The sequence below is a fragment of the Thermomonospora umbrina genome (genome assembly GCF_003386555.1).
GTDB classification, from domain to species: Bacteria; Actinomycetota; Actinomycetes; order Streptosporangiales; family Streptosporangiaceae; genus Thermomonospora; species Thermomonospora umbrina.
The window spans coordinates 2,977,649-3,000,795 of record NZ_QTTT01000001.1; the positions used below are offsets into that span (position 1 = coordinate 2,977,649).

Here is a 23,147-nt window from a genome sequence, read left to right on the forward strand (position 1 = left end):
CACGGGCGTCGTGGGGTCTCAAGGATGGGGTTGTTCTCGGGTGCTGTGACGGGTGGGGCTAGATCTCGAAACTGTGCTCGAACGGTCCGCGAGGTCCGCTAGGCTTTCGAACATGTGTTCAAACAAGGGGGAGCGGCTGGCCCGGCTGGCCCAGGCGATCGACGACCTGGCGGCGGAGGGCCTGGTCGGGTTGCCGCCCGAGACGCTGGTCGAACGCGTGGCCGGCATCTGGTCGCTGGTCGAGGGCATCGACCCCGAGATCGCACGCCGCCGCACCCGCTACACGATCCCCGACTGCTGAGCGTCCGCCGGAACGGTCCGTTCCCGGAGCGCTTCGACGACGGAGGTCAGCGCGGCACGTCCTCCTCGATCCAGACACCCCCTTGAAGGAGCAGCACCGACAGGACGGCCAGCCCGAGATAGCCGAACACGAGCCCCCCGGTGGCCGCCCACCGACCGCGTCGATCGTTCCCGGCGGTGCGCCGTCGGGCCAGATGGCCCAGGATGATGGCGAGAACGCTGCCGAGGCCGAACACCCACACGACCCCACAGATGAGCGACAGGATCCCCAGCCGGCTGACCTTCGTGTCCGCCATCGCCTCACCCTTCGTGTCCCTACGGGCATCATGAGGCGTGTTGGGGGCAGTTGCCAGTCCTGGGAAGCCCGCGGGGCTGGGTTCAGGGCATCGTTCCCGGTCCGTGGGGAGCGGGCGACAAGTCCTCAGACCTACCGCCAACGTGGGGGGCCTCCGGGAGCAGGGAGGGGAGAGGGTCGGACTTGGGCGCATTGAGGTCGATGCTCTCCCGGTCATCTCCCTTCAAGCGTCCGGCCACCTCGTTGCGCAGCTCCGGCAGTCTTTCGTAGAGCGCCTCCCCGGGGCAGTCGGTGTCCCCGAAGTCCCGGTGGCCTCGGATGGCCCGATGGGGGTTGAGCCCGTACGTCTCGCACAGCCATACGCAGGTGTCCACGAGCGCGGCCCACAACTGCACCGGTACGGAGGTGTCGTTGTACGTCCCCTCGTTCTCGATCCCGATGGTGTGGCCGTTGTGGCCGCGCATCTGCGCGCCGATGACGTGCCGCCCCGCCTTGATGGCCGAGAGGGTGCGATTGCGCCCCTCCATGACGTACCCGCCGCGGCTGATGGTCAGTTGCTCGCCGATGTCGTCCCAGCCCCGATCCTGCATGTGGAACCGCTGAATGAGCCGGGACAGCCGGTACGCCTGGTTCAGCGAGTAGTCCTTGGAGTTCATCGTGGCGGTGTGGTGGACGATGATGCGATCGGGCCCCCGCTCCACCACCTGCGCGCGCTGCCTCGGCGGTCTGGCCTCCCATGCCTGCCGCGGGTGAACGCGCGGCTCATCACGCCCGTGCGCCAGGAGACCGTCGTCCGCCCACATCCCGTCGTCCATCGCCTGCACCTCGTTCCCCAGCGGAAGCGCCACCAGCATCCCCGCGCCCGCCGTTCCCCCCAGAAGCATCCGCCGACTGATCCCGTCCTCCGAATATGCGGCCACAAGCCCCCCTTTCACCGCAACGCCCCGACTACGGACCGTAGCGACCGAGGGCCGGATACCAAAGCGTCTCCGCCGTCGCCCGGCAAATCCCTTCCTGCACCACCCGAGCCCGGCTCCTCGGGGAAAGCCCGAGGCAACGGCCCGGCGCGTCCGACACCGTGTGCGTTGGGGGTCGGTGGGGGCGAATGGTCGCGTTGACGTTTAGGTCAGCGACGACGCGAGGCGAGCGCTTGGGTGGGGCCGTGGTCGAAGTCGTGGCGGGGCGGCAGCGCGTTCGTTCCCAGGTCGGGGAGGGCGGCGGACATGCGCATCAGGGGCGAGAGGGGCACGATGAACTTCAACGCGACCTCGCGACGCAGGTGGGGCAGCAAGCTGTAGAAGATGTCCCCTGGACAGGCCGTCGCGTTGAGGTTGCGGTGGCCGACGATCGCCTCGTACGGGTTGAGGCGGTACATGTTGCAGAGATGGGCGCACAGGCGGACGAGGGAGCGCCAGAGGGGGGTCGTCGGCAGGGTGTCGACGTAGGTGCCCTCGCATTCGATGCCCACGCTGTGGTCATTGTGCCCGGCGGTGTGCGCGCCTATGACGTGCCTGCGCGCCCGTAGTGCGCCGAGAGTGCGGTTTCGGCCTTCCATGACGTAGCCGCCCCGGCTGATGGTGAACTGCTGACCGGTGTCGGCCCAGCCGCGCTTTTCCATATGGAAGCTTTGAATGCGCCTGGACAGGTCAAGGGCGCGATATTCGGAGAGGTCCACGGAATTCTCCGTGGCCGTGTGGTGGATGACGATGAGGTCGGGGCGCAGGTTCTTGATGACGGCCGGTTCCACGGGGGGCACGGCACCCCACCGGACACGGTCGTAGAGCCGTGGCGCGCGGGGGCCCGCCACGGCGGCCTCCGCGGTCGACGGTCTGACCAGGGCGGCGGCGCCGCCGAGCAGGACCGCGCCACCGAACGTCCTCCTGGAGAACGAACGGACCGAAGCCGGTTCGGGCATGGCGATCCCCACTCATATCTCAAGGCATCCGAGATCTCTGGACCATTGATGGGGCAGCCTACCGGCCTTGAGATCCGTGGTTCCGGATTTCCGCGTGAACCACCGACGGCACGCGGATGACCCTGGGAGCAACGCTACGGAGGGGGGCTTTTCAGAAAATGGCCGAAGTGTCGGATGACCGTCCGAGCACCGTGGACCCACCTGAATCGACGGAAACGATCGAGCGATTATGGTGACACGTCGACGAGAATGGGAACATATCCCGGCAGCGAACGGCGTGGGGGTTCCCTCATCGAGAGCGCGTGGCATGCCGGGGTGGAGTCCGAGTGAGTCCCAGCGGAGGCGTTCATGGACGCCCGGGCGCGGCAACCGGGAGAAAGGGAACGGCCGGGGCTCGTCCAAGGGGTTCCGGGGGGTGTGCGATGCACGTGGCCCGGTGTGCCTGGGTGAGTCCCGGCCGTTCTGGCGACCTTCGATCGAGTGGTGCCGCGCGGCCGGCTGCCGTACGGCGGAGGCTGCTCAGCCTCAGGCGGCGGCCACGTTGAGCTTGATGGTGGCGCTGACCTCAGGGTGCAGCCGGACGGCGACCTGGTGGTCGCCGACCGTCTTGATCGGGTTGCGGACCTCGACGCGTCGCTTGTCGAGGTCCGGGCCCCCGGCGTCCTTGACCGCGTCGACGATGTCGGCGGCGGTGACCGCGCCGAACAGGCGGCCGCCCGAGCCGGTGCGCGTGCGCAGCGTGACCTTCAGGCCGCGAAGCCGGTCGGCGATCTCGTTGGCCTGCTCGAGGGTGGCGATCTCGCGGGCCGACCGGGCCTTCTTGATCGAGTCGACCTCGCGCTGGGCGCCCCGGGTCCAGCGCAGGGCCAGGCCGCGCGGGACCAGGTAGTTGCGCCCGTAACCGTCCTTGACCTCGACCACGTCGCCCGGCTCACCGAGACCGGAGACCTGCTGAGTGAGAATGAGCTTCATCGGGTGTCCTCCTCTCAGCGCGCGGTGCTGGTGTACGGCAGCAGCGCCATCTCGCGGGCGTTCTTGATCGCCGTGGCGACGTCGCGCTGGTGCTGGGTGCAGTTGCCGGTGACACGACGGGCCCGGATCTTGCCGCGGTCGGAGATGAACTTCCGCAGCAGACCGGTGTCCTTGTAGTCGACGTAGGAGATCTTCTCCTGGCAGAACACGCAAACCTTCTTCTTCGGCTTGCGCGGCGGTGGCTTGGCCATCGTGGTGCTCCTCTGATCAGAGCCCCGCTTCCGCGGGAATGGTCGTATGGATCGAATGAATCAGTGATGCGCGCCGAACGCCGCCTCGCCGGAGGGGCGAGAACGCCGACGACGAACGTGTCGTGACCGCGAACCGTCCTCGTGGCCCGACGCCCCGCAGATCACTCCACGAAGCGCCGCCCGGCCCCATCCGCTCCGAGCCTCCGGTCCCCTGAGGGGCCATCGACTCGAACCTCCGGCACCCGGGCACCGACCGCCGCCGGCGGCGAACGACCGGGGAGCGGAACGCACTGGGCGTTCGCGGCCCCGGGCTTCGTTCGCTCTGGGCGGTGGTCGTTCACGGTGGGCGTTCTAGAACGGCGGGTCGTCGGAGAAGCCTCCGCCGCCGCCCCCGCCGCCGCCCCCGGTGGCCCAGGGGTCGTTGGCCGGGGCGCCGCCGCCCTGGCCGCCGCCGGACGGGGCGCCGCCCCCGGAGGGGCCGCCGAAGCCGCCGCCGCCCTGGTCGAAGCCGCCGCCGCCCTGGCCCCCGCCGCCGTAACCGCCGCCCTGCCGCTGGGTCTTGTTGACCTTGGCGGTGGCGTTCTTGAGGGAGGGGCCGACCTCGTCGACCTCGACCTCGATGACGGTGCGCTTCTCGCCCTCGCGGGTCTCGTACGAGCGCTGCTTCAGGCGACCCTGCACGATCACCCGCATACCGCGCTGCAGGCTCTCGGCCACGTTCTCGGCCGCCTGCCGCCAGACGTTGCAGGTGAGGAAGAGGGAGTCGCCGTCCTTCCACTCGTTCGCGGCCTTGTCGAAGAACCGGGGGGTCGAGGCCATGCGGAACGACGCCACGGCCTGACCGCTGGGAGTGAAGCGCAGGTTCGGGTCCTCGACGAGGTTCCCGACGATCGTTATCTGAGTGTCGCCTGCTGCCATGGGGCTGGCTCCATCTGTCGGAACGGCCCACCGGGAACGGTGGTCAGTGGACCTCGGGGCGGATGACCTTCGTACGCAGGATGGTCTCGCTCAGGTTGAGCTGCCGGTCGAGTTCCTTGACCACGGCGGGCTCGGCGGTGAGGTCGACGACCGCGTAGACGCCTTCGTTCTTCTTCTGAATGTCATAGGACAGCCGCCGGCGGCCCCAGATGTCGACCTTCTCCACGCTGCCGCCGCCGCTCTTGACGACGGTGAGGAACTGGTCGAGCGAGGGGGCGATGGCGCGCTCCTCGATCGACGGGTCGAGGATGACCATGACTTCGTAGCGACGCATGAAGTGTCACTACCTCCTTTGGACTCAGGCGGTCACGGAATCTCCGTGACAGGAGGACGCTGACGTTCGTCCGCGGGAACGCGCCACTGTCGCGCGACCTGCGGGAACCGATACAGGCTACCAAGGGTCGGGCCCCCTTGCGGACAACCGGCGGGTTCACCGGCACGTCCCGTGCGCCGACCCGCCGGGGCCGCCGGGACGGGCCGGCCTGCGGCGTCGTTCGAGCTCGGTCATGATGTCGACCATCCGGGCCCGCATCCGGGCCGTCTGGGTGGTCAGCATCGACAGCTCCTCGACGAGTTCTGTGTCGCCGATGACCCCGAGGTCGCTCATGTCCACCATCGGGCACCTCCCCAAGTCCGCTCCCGAGTCGAGAGCGCGTCCACGACCTTCGCAGCGTTCGAAGCTGTGTTCGAAGCCGTGTTCGAGACTACCCCCCGCCACCGACAGAACCGAGGCGGGAGGGCCGTACACCCGGGTCGAACGGTCGATCGACGCGGAGTGATCATGCGAGGTCGGGGAACTCTGACATAACACTCATTGCTCGCAGGCGAGGAGGGACCACCCCATGCCCGACGCCCTCGAGGGTCACCGCGCCCGGCGGATCGCGGTGCTGAACACCGACGGTGAGCCGCACACCCTGCAGAACACGCTGACGATGACCGCCTTCGTGCTCGGCATCTCGGCGTTGGTGCTCGGATTCATCCCGGCCCTGCACTTCCTCGGCACGCTGGCGGGTGTGATCGGGTTCCCGATGGCGCTGTACGCGCAGCTCATCTCGGCCACGACCGGCGAACGCTGGTTCAACGTGGTCGCCATGGTGAGCGCGTTCGTCGGCACCGGCTTCGCACTGAGCCACGGCGGCTTCTCCGTCTGAGCCGCCCGACCGACGCGTTCCCATGGGACGGAGTCGCGCGGGGACGGTGGCCGGACGGGCGGTGGTTGTCGGTGGCGGCGGATAGTCTCGGCAGCATGCGCATCGGAGCCCACGTCGACCAGAACGATCCGCTGGCGAGCGCCCAGGCCATCGGGGCGGACGTCGTCCAGTTCTTCCTCGGGGACCCGCAGGGCTGGAAGAAGCCCGTCATCCCCGACGCGGTCGGCGCGCTCGCGGACTCGGGCGTGGACGTCTACATCCACGCGCCGTACGTGGTGAACGTGGCGACCTCCAACAACAAGATCCGGATCCCCAGCCGGAAGATCCTCACCCAACAGCTCGAGGCCGCCGCCGGCGTCGGCGCCAAGGCGCTGATCGTGCACGGCGGCCACGTGCTCGCCGGGGACGACCCGGAGACCGGCTTCGAGAACTGGCGCAAGGTCTTCGAACGGCTCGACTGCCCGATCCCGATCTACATCGAGAACACCGCGGGCGGCGGCAACGCGATGGCCCGCCGCTTCGACCGGATCGCGCGGCTCTGGGAGGTGCTCTCCGAGGTCACCGACGTGGACTCCAAGCTCGGCTTCTGCCTGGACACCTGCCACGCCCACGCGGCCGGCGAGGAGCTCATCGACGCCGTCGACCGGATCAAGGCCATCACCGGCCGGATCGACCTGGTCCACTGCAACGACAGCCGCGACGACTTCGGCTCCGGCGCGGACCGCCACGCCAACCTCGGCAACGGCATGATCGACCCCGACCTCATCCTGTCGGTCGTCCGCGCCGCCGGCGCCCCGATCGTGGTGGAGACCCCCCAGGACGGCCAGGCCGCCGACATCGCCCTCCTCCGCTCCAACCTGACCTGACCCCACCCCGACAACCTGCACCAACCAGATCGTCGGACAGCGACGCACCGATCCGGACGGCCACCCTGTCACGCCGACCGTACGGACACGGGCGGGTACCACCGGCCCGCACTGGCGTTCGGATGCGCCGGACAGATGCGAACGACCATCCATCCTGGAGACCGCACTGGGGTGGCGGCTACCAACCGTCCACACCGAACGTCGGATGACGGCGCGCGATCCGGACGGCTGTGAACGGCCATTCTGTGGCGCGGACCGCACGGAGACCAGCGTTCTCACCGATTCGCACTGGCAGTGGTGCGGCTTGTACGGGGCGGCGGGTGCTGCCGGGCCGTGGGAGCGAGTTGGGGCCGCTTGGATCGTGGGGGCTGGGCTCGGTCGCGTGGGCATCGCGGGTCGCGGCGGATCGAGGGCTGGGCGAGCTCACGTCGCGCGGCGACTCACGATGAGGCCCGGGTCGTTCGGTTGGCAGGGTCGGCGTCCCGGTGGGCGTCTCGGCCCTGGACGGGGTGATCTGGCTTGGACGAGTTGCGGAACGAATCGTTCCGTTCTGGTATGATCGGGGCATCAGGGTGCGAGGTGGGGAGGGCTTGATGGGGACGGGCGACGGTGGTGGAGTGCTGGGGTTGCGGGCGCTCAATCGGGCGACGTTGGAGCGGCAGGCGTTGTTGGGGCGGTCGGGGGTGTCGCCGCTGGAGATGGTGACCCGGTTGGTCGCCGTGCAGGGGCAGGAGGCCAACGCGCCGTACATCGGGCTGTGGACGAGGCTTCAGGTGTTCCGGCGGGAGGAGTTGACGGAGTTGCTCTGCGACCGGCGGGTCGTGCGGTCGTCGCTGTTGCGGGGCACCCAGCATCTGACGGTGGCCGACGACTATCCGTGGTTGCGGGCGCTGGTGCAGCCGCTCATCGAGCGGATCAGGCGGTCCGGGTTCGGGAGGGCCACCGAGGGGATCGATCCGGGCGAGCTGGCCAAGGTGACGCGGGAGTTGCTCCGGGGGCGGACGCTCACCCGGCCCGAGGTGGGCAGGCTCCTCGCCGAGCGGTATCCCGGGCGGGACGTGACGGCGCTCGGGTGGAGTGCGCAGTGCCTGGTGCCGCTCGTGCACAGGCCGCCGAATGGGACTTGGGGCAAGGGCGGGGCGACGCCGTTCACTCTGGCGGAGGAGTGGATCGGCCGACCGTTGGAGGAGACGCCCTCGGTCGAGGAGCTGATCCGGCGGTATCTGGCCGCCTTCGGGCCCGCGACGGTGAAGGACGTTCAGGTCTGGTCGGGGCTGACCCGGCTGGCCGAGCGGGTGGAGGGGATGCGCGGGGAGCTGCGGACGTTCCGCGATGAGGCGGGGCGGGAGTTGTTCGACCTGCCCGACGCCCCGCTGCCCGACGGGGACGTGCCGGCTCCGGTGCGGTTCCTGCCCGAGTTCGACAATCTCGTGGTGGGCCACGCCGACCGCACCAGGCTGATGCCGGACGAGCACCGGCGGCGGGTCATCACCGGTTCCTGGGTGCGGGCGACGTTCCTGGTGGACGGGTTCGTTCGCGGGGTCTGGGACATCGGCGACGACGGCGACCGGGCCACGTTGACGCTCCGCCAGTACGAGCGGCTCGCCCCCGCCGACCGGGAGGCCCTCGCCGAGGAGGGCCTCAGGCTTCTCGCCTTCGCGGCCCCGGACAGGACTCACGACATCGCGTTCGTTCCGCCGGAGCCCGTCGGGTAGGGGGAGCATGTCACCGAGTACAGGTGAACGCACGCGCAACCCCAAGGCCGGGCGTCACGTCAGCCGCCGTGGCGGGACGGGGGCCGGCGGGAGAGCACCGAGATCCCCGTGGACCGAGTGGCGGAACGGGCGGGGTTCGGCACGGGCGCAAGCACCTGCGCAGCTTCCGACGGCTCACTGAGCCGAACCCGGGGTGTGAGGACCGTCACGTATGGGTAGGGATCGGGCACCTCACTCCACCCCAGGTGATCGCATATGAGCACTACGTATCAGGCATCCGACGCCTCCGCGCCGTCCCGGCTACCCCTCGGGGTGCAGGCGGACGGCACTCTGACCAGGAAGGCGACGCCGATCGCCTTCGTCATGGGGACGCTCGCCGTCCTCGTCCTGCTGCCCCTCGGGGTACTGGGCGTGATCCTCAACAACATGGGCCTCGAACGCGTCCAGAGCAGCCCCGAGCCGGCCCGCAAGCTGATCAACTGGTCGTGGGGCATCCTCGCGGTCGCGGACGTCCTCGCGCTGGTCCTCATCATCGCGATGGTCGTCGCGAGCCTCTGAACGGCTAGCCCGCCCACCCGCCCGAAGTGAACGTGAGCAGCATCAGGACCGCGAACGGCACCGACGCCGCGACCGCGCCCGCGTACAGGCCGGGGCGCCGCGCCGCCAGTCCGGCGATGCCGATCCACAGCGGCCACCACAGCAGCATGGCGCGGCCGACCGACAGGTAGTACGAGGACAGCAGCAGCGCCGCGAGCTGGAGCCCCACGTAGGTGAACTCCGGCCAGCGGCGCTTGACCAGCAGCACCACCGTCAGCACCACGCCGACGACGGCCGCGGCCAACTCGATCCGGAAGGCCAGCGTGAACTCGTAATCCGTCTGGAACGCCGCCCGCCAGGTCGTCTGGAACGACTCCCACGGCCACACCAGATGCCGGTCCCACCCCGCCTCCTGCGCGTGCTGCCAGGCCAGCCAGTCGCCGGTACGGGTCCACTGGTAGAACGAGTACGCCGCCAACGGCGCGAACGGCAGCGCCAGCCACGCCATCGGCCGCCAGCCGACCTCGCGCCGCCCCTTCTCCCCGACCACGTACTCCACGATCAGGGCGAGCACGAAGAACAGCCCGGTGATCCGTACCGCCGACGCGGGAGTCGCCAGCAGGGCCGCGGCCACCCAGTGACCGCGGCGGGCCAGCAGCCAGGCGGGCAACGCCAGCGCCAGGAACACCGACTCGGAGTAGCCGGCGAACAGGAACACCGCGGGCGGCCCCGCCAGCAGCGCGATCACCGCCCGGCGTCCGGAGCCCTCGGGCCCCTCGCGTTCGGCCAGCCGGGACAGCGCCACCATCGTGATCGTTCCGGCCACCAGCGAGATCAGCAGCCCCGCCACCCGAAGGTCGGGGATCACCACGCCGACCGCGCGCAGCAGCAGCGGATAGCCGGGGAAGAACGCGGGCCAGCCCGGATCCTCGGGCCTTCCCGGCACGCCGTCGTAGCCGTGGGTGGCCAGGTCCATGAAGCGGACGGCGTCCCATTGCGCCCACCGGTCCAGGTAGGGACGCCCGTCGAAGATCGTCGGCAGCACGCGGGGAATGACCGCGACGAAGAACATCACCCCGAGCCAGGCACCCGCCCACAGCGACAACGCCAGCCGGTCGACCCCCCGGAACCACCCCGACATCCCGGACTCCGAGAGGTCGCCGTCGTCGCCCGACGGCGAGTCGGCGTCATGTTCCCGGCGTCCGCCCGAGACATCGCGCGGCTCCGAGAAGTCATCCTCACGGTGCGCGTCGGGGTCGTGCGGCTGCGGCTCGGAGGGGTTGGTGGAGTCCTCGGGCACGCTCACGCGGTCCTTACTTCCGGTGCCGGGAGTCCGGCGGGCTGGGTCGGCGGGGCGTCCGGGGCCGGTGGGCCAGGGACGTCGTCGAACTCTTCGGGTGCCACGGGCGGGATTCTGCCGTTCACGACGCCCGGTCATGTGACGACGGGCGGACACGGCGGTGGCGGGGCGTGGAAAACGGCTGTGGCGAGCCCGTCGACGCGACGGGCTCGCCACAGCCGGCTCACGGCCTGATCACTCCGGGGCCCTTCCGTACTGGGGGCCGAACCGCTGCCGCGGCTCCGGGTCCGTCGGCGTGGGGCTCGGCGGCCCGGGCGGGTCCTCGTCGTCGTTGCAGCCCGGGTAGTTCGGGAACCGCTCGCACCACTTCTGCTTGGGGTTCTCCGGCGGCGGCTGGTCGTCGTTGCAGCCCCTCGGGAAGCCCGGACGCCGGCACGGCTTGGTCTGGTCCGGGTTCTGCTTGCAGGGCTTCTCCGCGGTGCTCTGCTGGTTCGGGCGGCACTCCGGGGTCTCGCTCGGCTTCGGCTTGGGCAGCGTGGCGAACCTCTGCTGCGTGCCGACGTAGGCCGGCTGGGGGAACTGCTCGGCTTCCATGTTCTTCGTCGCCTCGAGCATGTAGGCCCGCCAGACGCTCGCCGGGTAGGAGCCACCCTGGACGACCGCCCCGTCGAGGACCAGGGGCTTCTTCTCGTCGTTGTAGATCGTCACCGCGGTGGACATCTGCGGGACGTAGCCGACGAACCAGGTCGCGACGTTCTTGTCGGTGGTGCCGGTCTTGCCGGCCACCGGACGGTCGGGGAGCGCCGCGGCGACGCCGGTGCCGCCGGTGACGACCGAGCGCATGGCGTGCGTGACGTCGGCGGCCACCCCGGCGGAGTCGGGGGTCGTCTCGGAGGAGAAGATGTTCCGCTTCTTGGTCCAGGTCAGCGTCCGGTAGACCCGCTTGTCCTTGGACAGGACCTTCTCGATCACGTGCGGCTGGATGTAGGTCCCGCCGTTGGCGAAGGTGGCGTAGCCCGCCGCCTGCTCGATCGGGCGGATGCTGTTGATGCCCAGCGACAGACCGTACGAGTGCTTGTGCGGGGCGAGCCGGTCGCCGGCGATCCCCGCGGACTCGGCGGTGCCGATCACGTCGGACAGGCCGACCTTCATGCCGAGTTGCACGTAGGCGGTGTTGACCGAGTTCTGCGTGGCCCGCACCAGGTCGACGGCCGGGGGCTCCTGGTGCCCGTTGGGGATCGGGATGGTGGGATCACCGTCCCCGGGTTGCCACACGTCGCCCTCGCTGTTGAACTTCATCCCCGACCGGCCCTCGACGAGGGTGCGCAGGCTCCAGCCCTCCTTCAGGGCGGTGGCGAGCACGTACGGCTTCATCGCCGAACCGGCCTGCGCGGAGCCCTTCCACACGTTGTCGTACTCGTGCTTGAGGAAGTCGTGACCGCCGTAGAAGGCGACCACCTTCCCCGTCTTGGACTCCACCGAGGCGATGCCGACGTTGACGTGCTTGGGGATGCGCTTGGGGTGCAGCGCGCGGATCGTCTTCTCGGCCGCCTCCCGCGCCGCCGCCATCTTCTTCTTGTCGAAGGTGGTGACGATGTGCAGGCCGTTCTTGATGATCTCGTCCTCGGAGATCCCCTGGCGGTCCAGCTCCAGCATGGCCCGCTTGATCATGTAGCCCTTGTCGCCGGCGAACGTGCCGTTGGTGTTGAGTGGCCGGGTCAGCGGGAGCTTGGCCTGGTACCGCTGGAAGTCGGCCTGGCTCAGCGCACCGGTCTTCACCATGCCGTCCAGGACGTACCGGTACCGCGACAGGGTCTCGTCGGCGTAGTCCTCGCTGCGCGGGTCGAGCTGGCCGGGGCGCTGGATGATCGCCGCGAGCAGCGCGCCCTGGTCGGGCTGCAGCTTCTCCACCGGCCGGTTGAAGTAGGTCTTGGACGCGGCCTGGATGCCGTACGCCTGCCGACCGAAGTAGATCGTGTTCAGGTAGTCCTGAAGGATCTGCTCCTTGCCCTTCTCCTTGCCGAGCTTGACGGAGATGAACAGCTCCTTGAACTTGCGGCTCATCGTCCGGTCGTCGGAGAGGTAGTAGTTCTTGGCGAGCTGCTGGGTGATGGTCGAGCCGCCCTGCATCTCGCCGCCGCGCAGGTTGACCCACACCGCGCGGCCGATGCCGGTGACCGAGAAGCCGGGGTCGCTGCGGAAGCTGCGGTTCTCGGCGGCGATCACCGCCTCCTGGACGTGCTTGGGGATCTGATCCAGCTCGATCAGCTCGCGGTTCGTGCCGACCCGGCCGATCTCGGTCTTGCCGTCGTTGTAGTAGAAGATCGCCGCGGTCTTGGTCGCGTCCTCGTTGCCGGCCTCGGGAACGGGCGTCATGGCGTACGCGACACCGATCAGCGTGCAGAAGCTGAGGAAGCCGAGGGCGACGACGCCGAGCATCACCTTCCACGAGGGGACGAAGCGTCGCCAGCCGGTCTTCTTCGGCTCGTCGCCCTTGCCCCTGCCGCCGGGACCGCCCGGCCCTCCCGGCCCGCCGGAGCCTCCGGTGTGCCGACCCGGTCCACCCGGCCCGCTCGCGCCTCCGGGGCCCGCCGGTCCGCCGGGGCGTCCGTGGCGCGGGCCCGCCGGGCCGCCCGGCCCGGGGCGGCCGGGGCCTGCGGGGCCCATCTGGTTGCCCATGGGGGTGCGGGGTCTGCCACCGGGGGCGCCGTGGCGCCCCGGGCTCGCGGGGCGGCCTTGGCCGCCGCCGGGTGTTGCGGCTCGCCCAGGCCCGGCCGAGCCACCGGGCACTCCGCCTGGCGTACCGGACCCCCGGCCGGACGACGGGGACCCGGGCATCCCCGGTCGTCCCGGTCCGCGCTGCGGTCCGTTCTGGCTTGGGTAACTCACGCGACCTCGTTCGGCTACTGGGATACGGCGTTGGTGCGTCGTCGTCCGACAGTACTGCGCAGGCGAATGAGGGGGCGACCGCCGTGCAGCGTCTGATCCCGCCTCGGTCGGGGAGGCCGGGCCGGGGAACGACGGGCGCTGCGTCCCCGCGTCATTGCGGGGGCGGCCCGGTTCCGCCGACCTCCCCGAAGGGCCGCACCCGCCGGATGCGGGGCTGCTCTCCGTTACCGAGGACGTACGACACCGTCAAGTGGTTCCAGGCATAACCCTGGCACACTTCGACCCCACAAACCCTGAATTCGCCACATTCACGGGCGGTCGCGACGAGATCACGCCTGGTCCTGACGCGTGTCGCGCAGGCCGTGACCACGCCGCCGTCGACCGAGCCGACATGGGGAGCCTCTTCTCGCGAAGGGACGGGACGACCGTCGTCGTTCGGCTCGTCATCGTACTTGGCGGGCGGAGCGGACAGCCGGCGGCGACGCCGGGCGACCGTCGCCCTCACCCGAGGTGAGGCCGCTCGGACCCACGGTCGTCGTGTGGCCGAAAGCACTGTCGGGATGCGCGAACTTACGACCCGGTTGCGTGGTTGCGTAACAGTACGTATCTTGGCGATGTATCGAGCCGATACATTCGCTCGATACATCTGAGCGAGACGTCGGCATCCGGCCGACGGCCGTACGGGAGGGACCTCATGGCGGCGAGGAAGGGCGTGGGCGTGCTGGAGCTCGCCGTGCTCGGCCTGCTCCACGAGGCCCCGATGCACGGTTACGAGCTGCGCAAGCGGCTCAACACCCTGCTCGGCATGTTCCGCGCGTTCTCGTACGGGTCCCTCTACCCGTGCCTGAAGCAGCTCGTCGAGCAGGGCATGATCGTCGAGGACCGACCGGAGGAGCCCGAGCCCACGGCGGCACGGCCCTTCTCCGGCGCCCCGGCGCGGAGCCGACGGTCGAAGATCGTCTACAAGCTCACCGCCGAGGGCAAGGAGCGGCTCCAGCAACTGCTGACCGAGGCCGGTCCGGCGGCGTGGGAGGACGAGGGGTTCGGCGTACGGTTCGCCTTCTTCTCGCACACCCGGGCCGATGTTCGCCTGCGCATCCTCGAAGGCCGGCGGAGTCGGCTGGAGGAGCGGCTGGAGAGCGTGCGCGCCGCGCTGGCGCGGACCCGGGAACGGGTCGACAGCTACACCCTCGAGCTGCAGAACCACGGGCTCGAGTCCGTCGAACGCGAGGTCCGTTGGCTCAATGAGCTGATCGGCCGCGAGCGGGCGGAACAGGCAAAGAGCAGTTCCGCAGACAACATCTCGGACGGCGACCGCTGAATCCTGCGTGGACCGCGGTCGACCGTCACAACTGATCACGAGAAGGAGCATTCGGATGGGTTCGGTGCGCGTAGCCATCGTCGGCGTGGGCAACTGCGCCGCTTCGCTCGTCCAGGGCGTCGAGTACTACAAGGACGCGGACGCGGACACGCGGGTGCCCGGTCTGATGCACGTCCGGTTCGGCGAGTACCACGTCGGAGACGTGGAGTTCGTCGCGGCGTTCGACGTGGACGCGAAGAAGGTCGGCATGGACCTGTCCGAGGCCATCACCGCCAGCGAGAACAACACCATCAAGATCTGCGACGTCCCGCCCACCGGCGTGACCGTGCAGCGCGGCCACACCTTCGACGGCCTCGGCGAGTACTACCGCCAGATGGTCGAGGAGTCGGACGCCCAGCCGGTCGACGTCGTGCAGACCCTCAAGGACGCCCGCGTCGACGTGCTCGTGTCGTACCTGCCGGTGGGCTCGGAAGAGGCCGCCCGCTTCTACGCCCAGTGCGCGCTCGACGCGAACGTGGCGTACGTCAACGCGCTGCCGGTCTTCATCGCCTCGGACCCCGAGTGGGCGCAGAAGTTCACCGACGCGGGCGTGCCGATCGTCGGCGACGACATCAAGTCCCAGGTCGGCGCGACCATCACCCACCGGGTCATGGCCAAGCTCTTCGAGGACCGTGGCGTCGAGCTGCTGCGCACGTACCAGCTCAACTTCGGCGGCAACATGGACTTCATGAACATGCTGGAGCGCAAGCGCCTGCAGTCCAAGAAGATCTCCAAGACCCAGTCGGTCACCTCGCAGATCCCGCACGAGATGGCCAAGGCCGACGTGCACATCGGCCCGTCCGACCACGTGCCGTGGCTCGACGACCGCAAGTGGGCGTACGTGCGGCTGGAGGGCAAGTCCTTCGGCGACACCCCGCTGAACCTGGAGTACAAGCTGGAGGTCTGGGACTCCCCCAACTCCGCCGGCGTCATCATCGACGCCGTCCGCGCCGCCAAGATCGCCAAGGACCGCGGCATCGGCGGCCCGATCCTGTCGGCCAGCTCCTACTTCATGAAGTCCCCGCCGGTGCAGTACAACGACGACCAGGCCCGCGAGGCCGTCGACGCCTTCATCCGCGGCGACGTCGAGCGCTAGTCGTGTGTGGGGGGACGACCCCCCACGCTTGTTTTCATGTGGGGGGACGACCCCCCACGCCCCCCGCGCCCGGTCGTGGAGATCTTCAGGTGGGCGGCCCTCCGCTGGAGCTCCGGGCCGCCCACCTGAAGCGACCGGGCACTTGTGGGTGGTTGCCGCTCGGACGTGGGTGGTTGCCGTCCGGCGTGCGTGGTTGCCGCTCGGACGTGGGTGGCCGGCGTCCGGGCGTCAGTGGTTGCCGCCGAACCCGGTGGTTGCCGTCCGGCGTGCACGATTGCCGTCTGGGCGGTTGCCGCTCGGGTGCGGTGTTACCCGTTCGAATGTGAGCGGTTGCCGTTCAGGTGTGAACGGTTGCCGGTCAAGTGCCGTGATTGCCGGTCGAACGTGAGCCGTTGCCGCTCGACGTCGTGGGTTGCCGTCCGGGTGTGAGCGGTTGCCGGTCGGGTGCCGTGGTTGCGGGTCGAACGTGGAGGGTCGGCGTTCGGGGTGAGTGGTTGGCGTCCAGGCGTGAGCCGTTGCCGCTCGACGTGGAGGGTTGCCGGTCGGGTGTAAGCGGTTGCCGGTCGGGTGCCGTGGTTGCCGTTCGGACGTGGGGGGTCGGCGTTCGGGGTGAGTGGTTGGCGTTCGTTTGTGGTGCTTGCCGGGAACTGCGTGCTCGGGCATGAACGCGGGCTCCGGGCGGGGGGTCCCGGAGCCCGCGTTCGGCTGGGGTCAGTTCCAGCAGTGGCAGTGCGTCGCCGAGCAGCCGCACCAGCGGTAGCCCCAGGAGGCGCACAGGCGGCAGCAGCCCGCGAGGGTGAAGCCGCCGCACCACGCCTGCGGGGTGATGTCGCCGGGGGCCGCGGCGGGGGTGCCCGCCGGGGTCCGGTGGTAGGTGCGGGTACTGCGGTAGACGGAGACGTCCGCGGTGAAACCGGGCATGTGCATGATGGTTCCTCTCCTTTGCCGATCAGCGGTCGTAGTAGGGGGCGAGGTCGCTGACCAGGAACGGGAATTCCTCGGTGACGTCGACCTTGACGGCGAAGCGCTCGGGGACCGCCGTGGCGCGGTGGGTGTAGGTGAACACCACGTTGACGATCTTGCGGATTCCGGCCAGCCGGGACGGCCGCACCTCGACGTTGGTCAGCGCCGTGTCACGGGCGAACTGCTGGGCGGCCCGCGCGTAGATCGCCGGATAGCGGACGGCGAGGTAGTTGAGGGCCCGGTGCTCGTCCGTGGCGCCCGTGTTGTCGGCGAGCTGCCCGATCCGCGCGAACAGGTCGCCCGCGGAGGCCCGGAACTGCTCCTCGTCCAGCTCCTCCGGCCGGGGTATCGCCGCCAGGAACGAGGCGGTGTCGAACGAGTAGACCTGGTCGAACGCGAGCTGGGGGGCGACCAGCCCGTTGCAGACCTCGGGCCCGGCCAGCGGGCCGAGGAAGCCGACGACCACGTCGACGTCCTGGCGTCCGGCCGACGGGCGCACCGCCTCGACCAGCATGTCCAGGTCGCCGCCGTCCCGGGGACGCAGCACGTACGTGTCGAGGCCCTCGATGGTGAGCACCCAGCACAACTGCCGTACCAGGTAGCGGTTGGCCGGGTCGGTCAGCACCGCGTGGGCGGCCTGCCGATCGGACAGCCCGGCCGTCGCGGCGCGCCCGGTGGCCTGGGCGAACTCCTTCTCGATCCCGAGGCCGGGGAAGCGCGGCTCGATCCGTCCGATGGCGTACACGAAGGTGGGCGGCTCCTGCGGCGCCGAGGCCGCCGGCGGATGCGCGTGCGAGTGCGAGGCCGAGTCGCCTGCGCAGCTCGAACAGCCCGAGCCCGCCGCCATTCCGCCCCCTTGCTCGGCGACCCGCCCGGCCTGCGCGCCGGGCTGCGCCGTCTGAACGCCCGACACGGCCGGACCCGCGTGCGTGACCTGCCCGAACTGCACGTACGGGGCGTCGCCCTGTCCTGCGCCGGGCATGGCGGTCGCCGCGGATTCGGGGGGCGCCCCCGAGGGTTGCCTGAGCACCGCGATCGAGTCGGCTCGCGCGAGCGTCGGCTGGGGCGGGTTACCTGGAACGGCTGTGGTCACGGTGCCTTCCTTCGTTGGGCGACCTGTCGGACGTGGACGCCGACACCCGCTCCGTTCATGGCACGGCGGAGCGGGCCCGACGTCCGATGCGGGGACTCGGCGCGGGGCTGGAACGAATCTGCGAACGGGTCGAACGGGTCAGCCGGGTCGACGTGGCCCGACACTGACCCACCGGTTGAGCGCGTCGGCGCGCCTGCCACAGCCGCCGCAGGGCTTGATGCCCGCGCTGCTCGTGGCCTGCTTGATCACGTCGCCCAGCCCCGTCTCCTCCGCCACCAGGAACCCCGGCAGCCGCACCCTGAACCTGGCCGAGCCCGCCGCCGCGACCTGATCCCCGTCCGGGGCCGGGGGCTCGACCCCGGACGGGGATGCGGACGAGGTCCCGACCTCCGACGCGGCAGCGGGGGCGGGCTCCGACGCGGCGGCCGAGACCTCTGGGGCGGACGGAACGTGAAGCGTGGACCGGCCCTCGGCCGCGGCCGGCTCTTGAGCCATCGCCGCGACCTCGCGAGTGGACGCCTCCTGGGTCGTTGACGGGACTTTGGGGGTGGACGGACCCAGGGACGTGGACGGGACCTCGGCGGTGGGCGAGTCCTCCGCCACGGACGGGCCCTGAAGGGCAGCCGGGACCTCCGTCGGAGACGGGACCTTGGGGGTAGGCGGGACCTGCGCCACGGACGGGACCTCAAGGGAGGGCGGGACCTCCGCCGGGGACCGGACCTCGAGGGAGGGCGAGCCCTCCGCCACGGACGGGACCTCAAGGGAGGGCGGGACCTCGGCCGGGGAGCAGACCTCGGGGGCGGGCGGGGCCTTCGGCGTGGGCCCGGGCGGGGATGGGGCGGGGGGCGGGGGGGTGGGCGCGGGGTCGTCGGGGGTGAGCTCGGTCGGGGGCGGTGGCGGGGTGGGTCGGGGGGCCCGTCGGGGGCGGGGCCATCGCCGGGGACGGTCCGCGTTCGGCTCGGTCATACGGCGACCTCCTCGTCGGAGCCGGTGATGGTCTGGTGGATGCGCCAGGCGTCGAGGAGCGGGGGGATGAGCTGGCGGCGGGAGCGGCTGCCCAGGAGGGCGTGGCGGACGCGGACGGCGGGGACGTCGGGGGCGGCCGACCAGGCGAGGGCGATGGCGCCGGTGGCCAGGACGGCGGCGGCGCTCGTTCCGGCGAGGACGGCGAGGCCGCCGCCGGGGGCGAGGGTGGTGAGGCCGCCGCCGGGGGCGGTGACGCCGCGGCGGCCGATGGAGGTGCCGACCGTGCCGCCGGGGAGGGGGCCGCCCGCGGCGTCGCAGGCCGCCACGGGCAGCACCCAAGGATGGGAGACCAGCGGGGAGCCGCCGATCCGGCTGTCGTTGCCGGCGGCGGCGACCACGAGGACGCCGTGGACGGCCGCGTGGTCGAGGGCGGGGGTCAGCACCGTGTCGGCGAGCAGCCCCGGCACGGGGAAGGCGGCGCTGATGTTGATGATGCGGGCTCCGGCGGCGACCAGCTCGACGATGCCGTCGGCGAGTCGGCGGGCGTCGGTGATGGCCTGCCCGTCGTCGAAGACCGGGCGGACCAGCACCGGGCAGCCGGGGCACAGCCCGGGGGCGGCGCCGCCGCGGCGGGCGGCCAGGACCCCGGCGACCATCGTGCCGTGCCGCTGGGCGGGACTCCCGGTGACGTCGGTGGCCAGCGTGTGGCCCGGCATGGCCCGCAGCGCGCCCTCGGCGAAGCCGCCGTGACCGGCCGCCACGGGGCCGTCCAGCAGGCCCACCGTGATCGCCGGAGCGCCCTGCCCCACCCGGGCCATGACCCGGTCGAGCCCGGTGAGCGCCAGCGCCTGCGCCGTTTCCAATGGTCCCCCATCGCTGGATCAACTCTGAGTAACTAATTCAATACTAAATGTGATCGACAGGTGGAGCAAGAGTCAAGGAGGCAGGTCAAGGCACCCGCGAGGGAGAGGTCGCCCGGGCCGTACGCTGAGCGCGTGAGGGCGACGGAGCTGCGGACGGTGGTGCGGGGGCGGGACTTCCGGCGTCTGTACGCCACGCGGCTGGTCTCCCAGATGACCGACGGGCTGTTCCAGGTGTCGCTCGCCGGTTACCTGCTCTTCTCTCCGGAGCGGCAGACCTCGGCGGGCAGGGTGGCGGCGGCGTTCGCGGTGGTGCTGCTGCCGTACTCCGTGCTGGGCCCGTTCGCGGGGGTCTTCATCGATCGCTGGTCGCGCCGGCAGATCCTGCTGTGGGCCCCGGTCCTGCGGGGCGGTCTCGTGGCGGGGACCGCCGCGCTGCTCCTGGCGGGGCACGACGGGGTGGGGTTCTTCCTCGGCGTGCTGGTGGTCATGGGGGTCAACCGGTTCTTCCTGTCCGCGTTGTCGGCGTCGCTGCCCCATGTCGTTCGGCGTGAGCTGCTGGTGACCGCGAACGCGTTCTCGGTCACCTCGGGGACGATCATCTCGTTCGCGGGTGCGGGGCTCGGCTATCTGCTGCGGCAGGTGTTCGGCGGCGGGCAGGGCGGCACGGCGGCGATCCTGCTGTGCGCGGCCGGCTGCTACGGACTGACCGGGCTGGTGGCGACCACGCTGGGGCGGCGGCTGCTCGGCCCCGACCTGGACGAGGCCGCGCCGCAGACCCGCGAGGCGCTCGGTCACGTGGTGCGCGGCCTGGTCGACGGCGCGCGGCGGATCCGGAGGGACCGTCCGGTGGCGCTGGCCTTGGCGACGATCGCGTTCCACCGGTTCTGGTACGGGACGTGGCTGATGATGACGTTGCTGCTGTACCGGTACCGGTTCAGCGACGACGCCGACGAGGGCCTCGATCGGGCGGCGGTGGTGCTCGGCGTGTCCGGCCTCGGGTATCTCCTCGCCGCCCTGGTCACTCCCGCGGTGGTGCGCCGGATCGGTAAGGACGCCTGGATCACGGTGCTGTTGGGCGTCGCCGCCGTGTCGTTCGCCGCGTTCGGTCTGCCCTTCGCCGACATGGCGTGGCTGGTGCTGGCGTTCCTCCTGGGGGTGGTCTCCCAGGGGGTGAAGCTCAGCGTCGACACGATCCTTCAGGAGACGGTGGCGGACGCCTATCGGGGCCGGGTCTTCGCCGTGTACGACATGTTGTTCAACGCGCCCTTCGTCGCGGCGGCGGCCGTGGCCGCCCTCGTGATCCCCGCAGACGGGCGCTCGTACCCGATGCTCGTCGTCCTCATCGCCGCCTACGCCGGCGCGTCGCTCGCCTACCGGGTCGGCTCCCGTTCGATCAGAGTGAACGGGCGGCGGCCGTCATGGCGGTCGTGATGCGGGCGACCTCGTCGGGCGTGCTGATGTACGGCGGCATCGTGTAGATGAGGTTCCGGAAGGGCCTGAGCCAGACGCCGTGGTCCATCGTGACCTTCTGCACAGCGGTGACGTCCACGGGCTCGACGGTCTCGATGACGCCGATCGCCCCCAGGACGCGCGTGTCCCGTACGCCGGGGAGACCGATGGTGTCGGCGAGCCCGGCGCGGAGCGCGGACTCGATGGCGGAGACCTCGGACCGCCAGTCGCGGCCCCGGCCGTCGCGGCCGGTGAGGAGCTCGAGGGAGGCGGCGGCGACCGAGGCGGCCAAGGGGTTGGCCATGAAGGTGGGGCCGTGCATGAGACCGCCGCCCTCGCCCTCGGAGATCCCCCGGGCCACCTCGTCGGTGCACAGGGTCGCGGCCATCGTCAGGTAGCCGCCGGTCAGGGCCTTGCCGACGCACATGATGTCGGGAACGACCTGGGCGTGGTCGGCACCCCAGAACGCGCCCGAGCGGCCGAAGCCGGTCGCGATCTCGTCCAGGATGAGGAGCAGCCCGTGCTCGTCGGCCAGGTCGCGCAGCGCCCTCAGGTAGGCGGGCGCGTAGAAGCGCATCCCGCCCGCGCCCTGCACCACCGGCTCGGCGATGATCGCGGCGACCTCGTGGGCGTGTTCGGCGACGCGCGAGGCGAGGCCGTCGAGGTAGGCCCCGTCCGGCTCGGCGTCGTACCCGCCGGGCGGCGGAGGGGCGAAGACCTGCTGCGGGAGGACGCCGGCGAACAGGTGGTGCATCCCGTTGACCGGGTCGCACACCGACATGTCGGCGAACGTGTCGCCGTGGTAGCCGCCGCGCACGGTGAGCAGCCGGTGCCGTTCGGGCCGGCCCTGGGCGCGGTGGTACTGCAGCGCCATCTTGATCCCGACCTCGACGGCCACCGAGCCCGAGTCGGCGAAGAACACCTTGGTCAGCGGCTCGGGCGTCAGGTCCACCAGCAGCTCGGCGAGGCGGACGGCGGGCGGGTGGGTGAGGCCGCCGAACATCACGTGCGCCATCCGGCCGAGCTGGTCGGTCACGGCGGCGTTGAGCACGGGGTGGTCGTAGCCGTGGACGGCCGCCCACCAGGACGACATGCCGTCGATCGGCTCGCGCCCGTCGGCCAGGACGAGGCGGACGCCGTGGGCCGCCACGACCGGGTGGTTCTCCTGCGCGGCGGGCATCGGGCCGTACGGGTGCCAGACGTGCTCACGGTCGTAGGCCGTCAGTCGTTCGATCTCCTCGGCCGCCCAGGCCGCGCGTTCCGCCATGGTCCCGAGCCTAGGCGGGGCCGCCGGCGGCGGGCCGGTCGCATCCGACAAAAGCGGACCGACCCACCTTGGAGCGGGCATTGACGTGGGAAATCACGGAAAACACTTGTGTGAACTGGACTCACACATATAGATTCCGTGAGCACCGAACAAATCCTTTGCCAAGGAGTGCCTCCCATGAAGCGTGCCCTCACGCTCGTCGCCGTCTCCGCCCTCGCCCTGCCCGTCCTGGCTCCCGCCGCCGCGCACGCGGACCCCACGCCGCCCGTCGCTCCCGCCAAGGCGGGCACTCTGCGCATCACCCCCGGCACCGCCGTCCTGGACGCCCAGAAGTCCACCCCCGTCACCTTCCACGTGCGCCTGCCCGGCCTCGGCAAGAACTCCTGGGTGGACCTGACGGCGCGCGGCCCGCGTGGGGACATCGAGTTCGGGGACGCCAAGGACCCCGACGGCGACGGCGTCTTCACGGCCACGATCCGCTTCGACCGCTACTCGGAGGCCGGAGTCTGGCGCGTCGAGAGCGAGATCTTCAACATCGACACCGGTGACGACTACGCGGGCCCCAGCGGCTCCTTCAACGTCAAGCGCCGCACCAGGCTCGGTGTGAACGCCGCTCCGGAGCCGGTGAAGAAGGGGCGCACCCTCACCGTCAGCGGCAGGCTCACCCAGCTCACCAAGTACGGGTACCCGGACTTCTCCGGCTACAAGGGCCAGCGCATCCACATCCAGTTCAAGCGCAGGGGCTCGGCCACCTGGGTGAACAAGGGCTACGCCACCACCGACGGCGGCGGCAAGTACGTCAAGCGGTTCACGGCGAACCTGGACGGCACCTGGCGTGCCTGGTTCAAGGGCACCGCCACCCACGTCCCCGTCGTGAGCGGCGTGGACCACGTGGACGTTCGCTGACCCCATGAACGCGGT

25 protein-coding genes are annotated in these 23,147 nt (G+C 70.7%); 9 read left to right on the forward strand and 16 right to left on the reverse strand.

Going from position 1 to position 23,147, the window contains the following annotated elements:
- Positions 1 to 112: 112 nt before the first annotated feature.
- Positions 113 to 301, forward strand: coding sequence for a hypothetical protein (locus tag DFJ69_RS13180; protein ID WP_116022752.1), 189 nt, complete (start codon positions 113 to 115; stop codon positions 299 to 301).
- Between the two features lie 46 nt (positions 302 to 347).
- Here DFJ69_RS13180 and DFJ69_RS34285 read toward each other — a convergent pair whose 3' ends face one another.
- From DFJ69_RS34285 to DFJ69_RS13220, 8 genes are all read right to left on the reverse strand, one after another.
- On the reverse strand, positions 348 to 596 hold the full coding sequence (locus DFJ69_RS34285; RefSeq protein WP_170177642.1) for a DUF4190 domain-containing protein: 249 nt from the start codon (positions 594 to 596) through the stop codon (positions 348 to 350).
- 82 nt (positions 597 to 678) lie between these two features.
- Positions 679 to 1,515, reverse strand: a complete 837-nt coding sequence (locus DFJ69_RS13190) for a peptidoglycan recognition protein family protein (RefSeq protein ID WP_245974311.1) — start codon at positions 1,513 to 1,515, stop codon at positions 679 to 681.
- Positions 1,516 to 1,721: 206 nt separating this feature from the next.
- Positions 1,722 to 2,342, reverse strand: a complete 621-nt coding sequence (locus tag DFJ69_RS13195) for a peptidoglycan recognition protein family protein (protein WP_245974313.1) — start codon at positions 2,340 to 2,342, stop codon at positions 1,722 to 1,724.
- Positions 2,343 to 3,035: 693 nt separating this feature from the next.
- Positions 3,036 to 3,482 (reverse strand): 50S ribosomal protein L9, encoded by a 447-nt coding sequence (rplI, locus tag DFJ69_RS13200; protein WP_116022754.1) that lies wholly within the window; start codon positions 3,480 to 3,482, stop codon positions 3,036 to 3,038.
- Positions 3,483 to 3,496: 14 nt separating this feature from the next.
- Positions 3,497 to 3,733, reverse strand: a complete 237-nt coding sequence (gene rpsR, locus DFJ69_RS13205) for a 30S ribosomal protein S18 (protein WP_019631633.1) — start codon at positions 3,731 to 3,733, stop codon at positions 3,497 to 3,499.
- A 351-nt stretch (positions 3,734 to 4,084) separates the two neighbouring features.
- Positions 4,085 to 4,651, reverse strand: coding sequence for a single-stranded DNA-binding protein (locus tag DFJ69_RS13210; protein ID WP_116022755.1), 567 nt, complete (start codon positions 4,649 to 4,651; stop codon positions 4,085 to 4,087).
- A 43-nt stretch (positions 4,652 to 4,694) separates the two neighbouring features.
- Positions 4,695 to 4,985, reverse strand: a complete 291-nt coding sequence (gene rpsF, locus DFJ69_RS13215; RefSeq protein WP_116022756.1) for a 30S ribosomal protein S6 — start codon at positions 4,983 to 4,985, stop codon at positions 4,695 to 4,697.
- Positions 4,986 to 5,141: 156 nt separating this feature from the next.
- A complete protein-coding gene (locus DFJ69_RS13220) occupies positions 5,142 to 5,327 on the reverse strand; it encodes a hypothetical protein (RefSeq protein WP_245974314.1) in 186 nt (61 codons plus the stop codon).
- Between the two features lie 226 nt (positions 5,328 to 5,553).
- Between DFJ69_RS13220 and DFJ69_RS13225 the strand changes: the two genes are divergently transcribed.
- The 4 genes from DFJ69_RS13225 (at position 5,554) to DFJ69_RS13240 (ending at position 9,001) form a co-directional block, all read left to right on the forward strand.
- The gene (locus DFJ69_RS13225) at positions 5,554 to 5,862 is read left to right on the forward strand and encodes a hypothetical protein (RefSeq protein ID WP_116022757.1); all 309 of its coding nucleotides are present in this window, start codon (positions 5,554 to 5,556) and stop codon (positions 5,860 to 5,862) included.
- Positions 5,863 to 5,957: 95 nt separating this feature from the next.
- Entirely contained in the window at positions 5,958 to 6,728 is a 771-nt protein-coding gene (locus DFJ69_RS13230) for a deoxyribonuclease IV (RefSeq protein WP_116022758.1), read from the forward strand.
- Between the two features lie 593 nt (positions 6,729 to 7,321).
- Positions 7,322 to 8,443, forward strand: coding sequence for a winged helix DNA-binding domain-containing protein (locus tag DFJ69_RS13235; protein WP_116022759.1), 1,122 nt, complete (start codon positions 7,322 to 7,324; stop codon positions 8,441 to 8,443).
- 255 nt (positions 8,444 to 8,698) lie between these two features.
- Positions 8,699 to 9,001, forward strand: a complete 303-nt coding sequence (locus DFJ69_RS13240; protein ID WP_116022760.1) for a hypothetical protein — start codon at positions 8,699 to 8,701, stop codon at positions 8,999 to 9,001.
- 4 nt (positions 9,002 to 9,005) lie between these two features.
- Here DFJ69_RS13240 and DFJ69_RS13245 read toward each other — a convergent pair whose 3' ends face one another.
- From DFJ69_RS13245 to DFJ69_RS33760, 3 genes are all read right to left on the reverse strand, one after another.
- Positions 9,006 to 10,286, reverse strand: a complete 1,281-nt coding sequence (locus DFJ69_RS13245) for a hypothetical protein (RefSeq protein ID WP_245974316.1) — start codon at positions 10,284 to 10,286, stop codon at positions 9,006 to 9,008.
- 228 nt (positions 10,287 to 10,514) lie between these two features.
- Positions 10,515 to 12,959: a transglycosylase domain-containing protein gene (locus DFJ69_RS13250; protein ID WP_170177643.1), complete on the reverse strand. Its 2,445-nt coding sequence runs from the start codon at positions 12,957 to 12,959 to the stop codon at positions 10,515 to 10,517.
- A 361-nt stretch (positions 12,960 to 13,320) separates the two neighbouring features.
- Positions 13,321 to 13,815, reverse strand: a complete 495-nt coding sequence (locus tag DFJ69_RS33760; RefSeq protein WP_170177644.1) for a DUF5318 family protein — start codon at positions 13,813 to 13,815, stop codon at positions 13,321 to 13,323.
- A 48-nt stretch (positions 13,816 to 13,863) separates the two neighbouring features.
- Here DFJ69_RS33760 and DFJ69_RS13265 point away from each other — a divergent pair, with 48 nt between their 5' ends.
- Together DFJ69_RS13265 and DFJ69_RS13270 are read left to right on the forward strand one after the other, a co-directional pair.
- Positions 13,864 to 14,490 (forward strand): PadR family transcriptional regulator, encoded by a 627-nt coding sequence (locus DFJ69_RS13265; protein WP_116022764.1) that lies wholly within the window; start codon positions 13,864 to 13,866, stop codon positions 14,488 to 14,490.
- A gap of 55 nt (positions 14,491 to 14,545) precedes the next feature.
- On the forward strand, positions 14,546 to 15,625 hold the full coding sequence (locus tag DFJ69_RS13270; RefSeq protein ID WP_116022765.1) for an inositol-3-phosphate synthase: 1,080 nt from the start codon (positions 14,546 to 14,548) through the stop codon (positions 15,623 to 15,625).
- Between the two features lie 711 nt (positions 15,626 to 16,336).
- Here DFJ69_RS13270 and DFJ69_RS13275 read toward each other — a convergent pair.
- The 4 genes from DFJ69_RS13275 to DFJ69_RS13290 form a co-directional block, all read right to left on the reverse strand.
- Positions 16,337 to 16,552, reverse strand: coding sequence for a hypothetical protein (locus DFJ69_RS13275; protein WP_116022766.1), 216 nt, complete (start codon positions 16,550 to 16,552; stop codon positions 16,337 to 16,339).
- 22 nt (positions 16,553 to 16,574) lie between these two features.
- The gene (locus DFJ69_RS13280) at positions 16,575 to 17,570 is read right to left on the reverse strand and encodes a cyanobactin maturation protease PatG family protein (protein WP_211328611.1); all 996 of its coding nucleotides are present in this window, start codon (positions 17,568 to 17,570) and stop codon (positions 16,575 to 16,577) included.
- Between the two features lie 249 nt (positions 17,571 to 17,819).
- On the reverse strand, positions 17,820 to 18,176 hold the full coding sequence (locus DFJ69_RS33765; RefSeq protein ID WP_147312295.1) for a hypothetical protein: 357 nt from the start codon (positions 18,174 to 18,176) through the stop codon (positions 17,820 to 17,822).
- 467 nt (positions 18,177 to 18,643) lie between these two features.
- The gene (locus tag DFJ69_RS13290; RefSeq protein ID WP_116022768.1) at positions 18,644 to 19,510 is read right to left on the reverse strand and encodes a S8 family serine peptidase; all 867 of its coding nucleotides are present in this window, start codon (positions 19,508 to 19,510) and stop codon (positions 18,644 to 18,646) included.
- Positions 19,511 to 19,642: 132 nt separating this feature from the next.
- Here DFJ69_RS13290 and DFJ69_RS13295 point away from each other — a divergent pair, with 132 nt between their 5' ends.
- Positions 19,643 to 20,941: an MFS transporter gene (locus DFJ69_RS13295; protein WP_245974318.1), complete on the forward strand. Its 1,299-nt coding sequence runs from the start codon at positions 19,643 to 19,645 to the stop codon at positions 20,939 to 20,941.
- Here DFJ69_RS13295 and DFJ69_RS13300 read toward each other — a convergent pair.
- On the reverse strand, positions 20,904 to 22,226 hold the full coding sequence (locus DFJ69_RS13300) for an adenosylmethionine--8-amino-7-oxononanoate transaminase (protein ID WP_116022769.1): 1,323 nt from the start codon (positions 22,224 to 22,226) through the stop codon (positions 20,904 to 20,906). The two genes, DFJ69_RS13295 and DFJ69_RS13300, sit on opposite strands and share 38 nt — an antisense overlap.
- Before the next feature lie 177 nt (positions 22,227 to 22,403).
- Here DFJ69_RS13300 and DFJ69_RS13305 point away from each other — a divergent pair, with 177 nt between their 5' ends.
- Positions 22,404 to 23,132: a hypothetical protein gene (locus tag DFJ69_RS13305; RefSeq protein ID WP_116022770.1), complete on the forward strand. Its 729-nt coding sequence runs from the start codon at positions 22,404 to 22,406 to the stop codon at positions 23,130 to 23,132.
- The last annotated feature ends 15 nt before the right edge of the window (positions 23,133 to 23,147 follow it).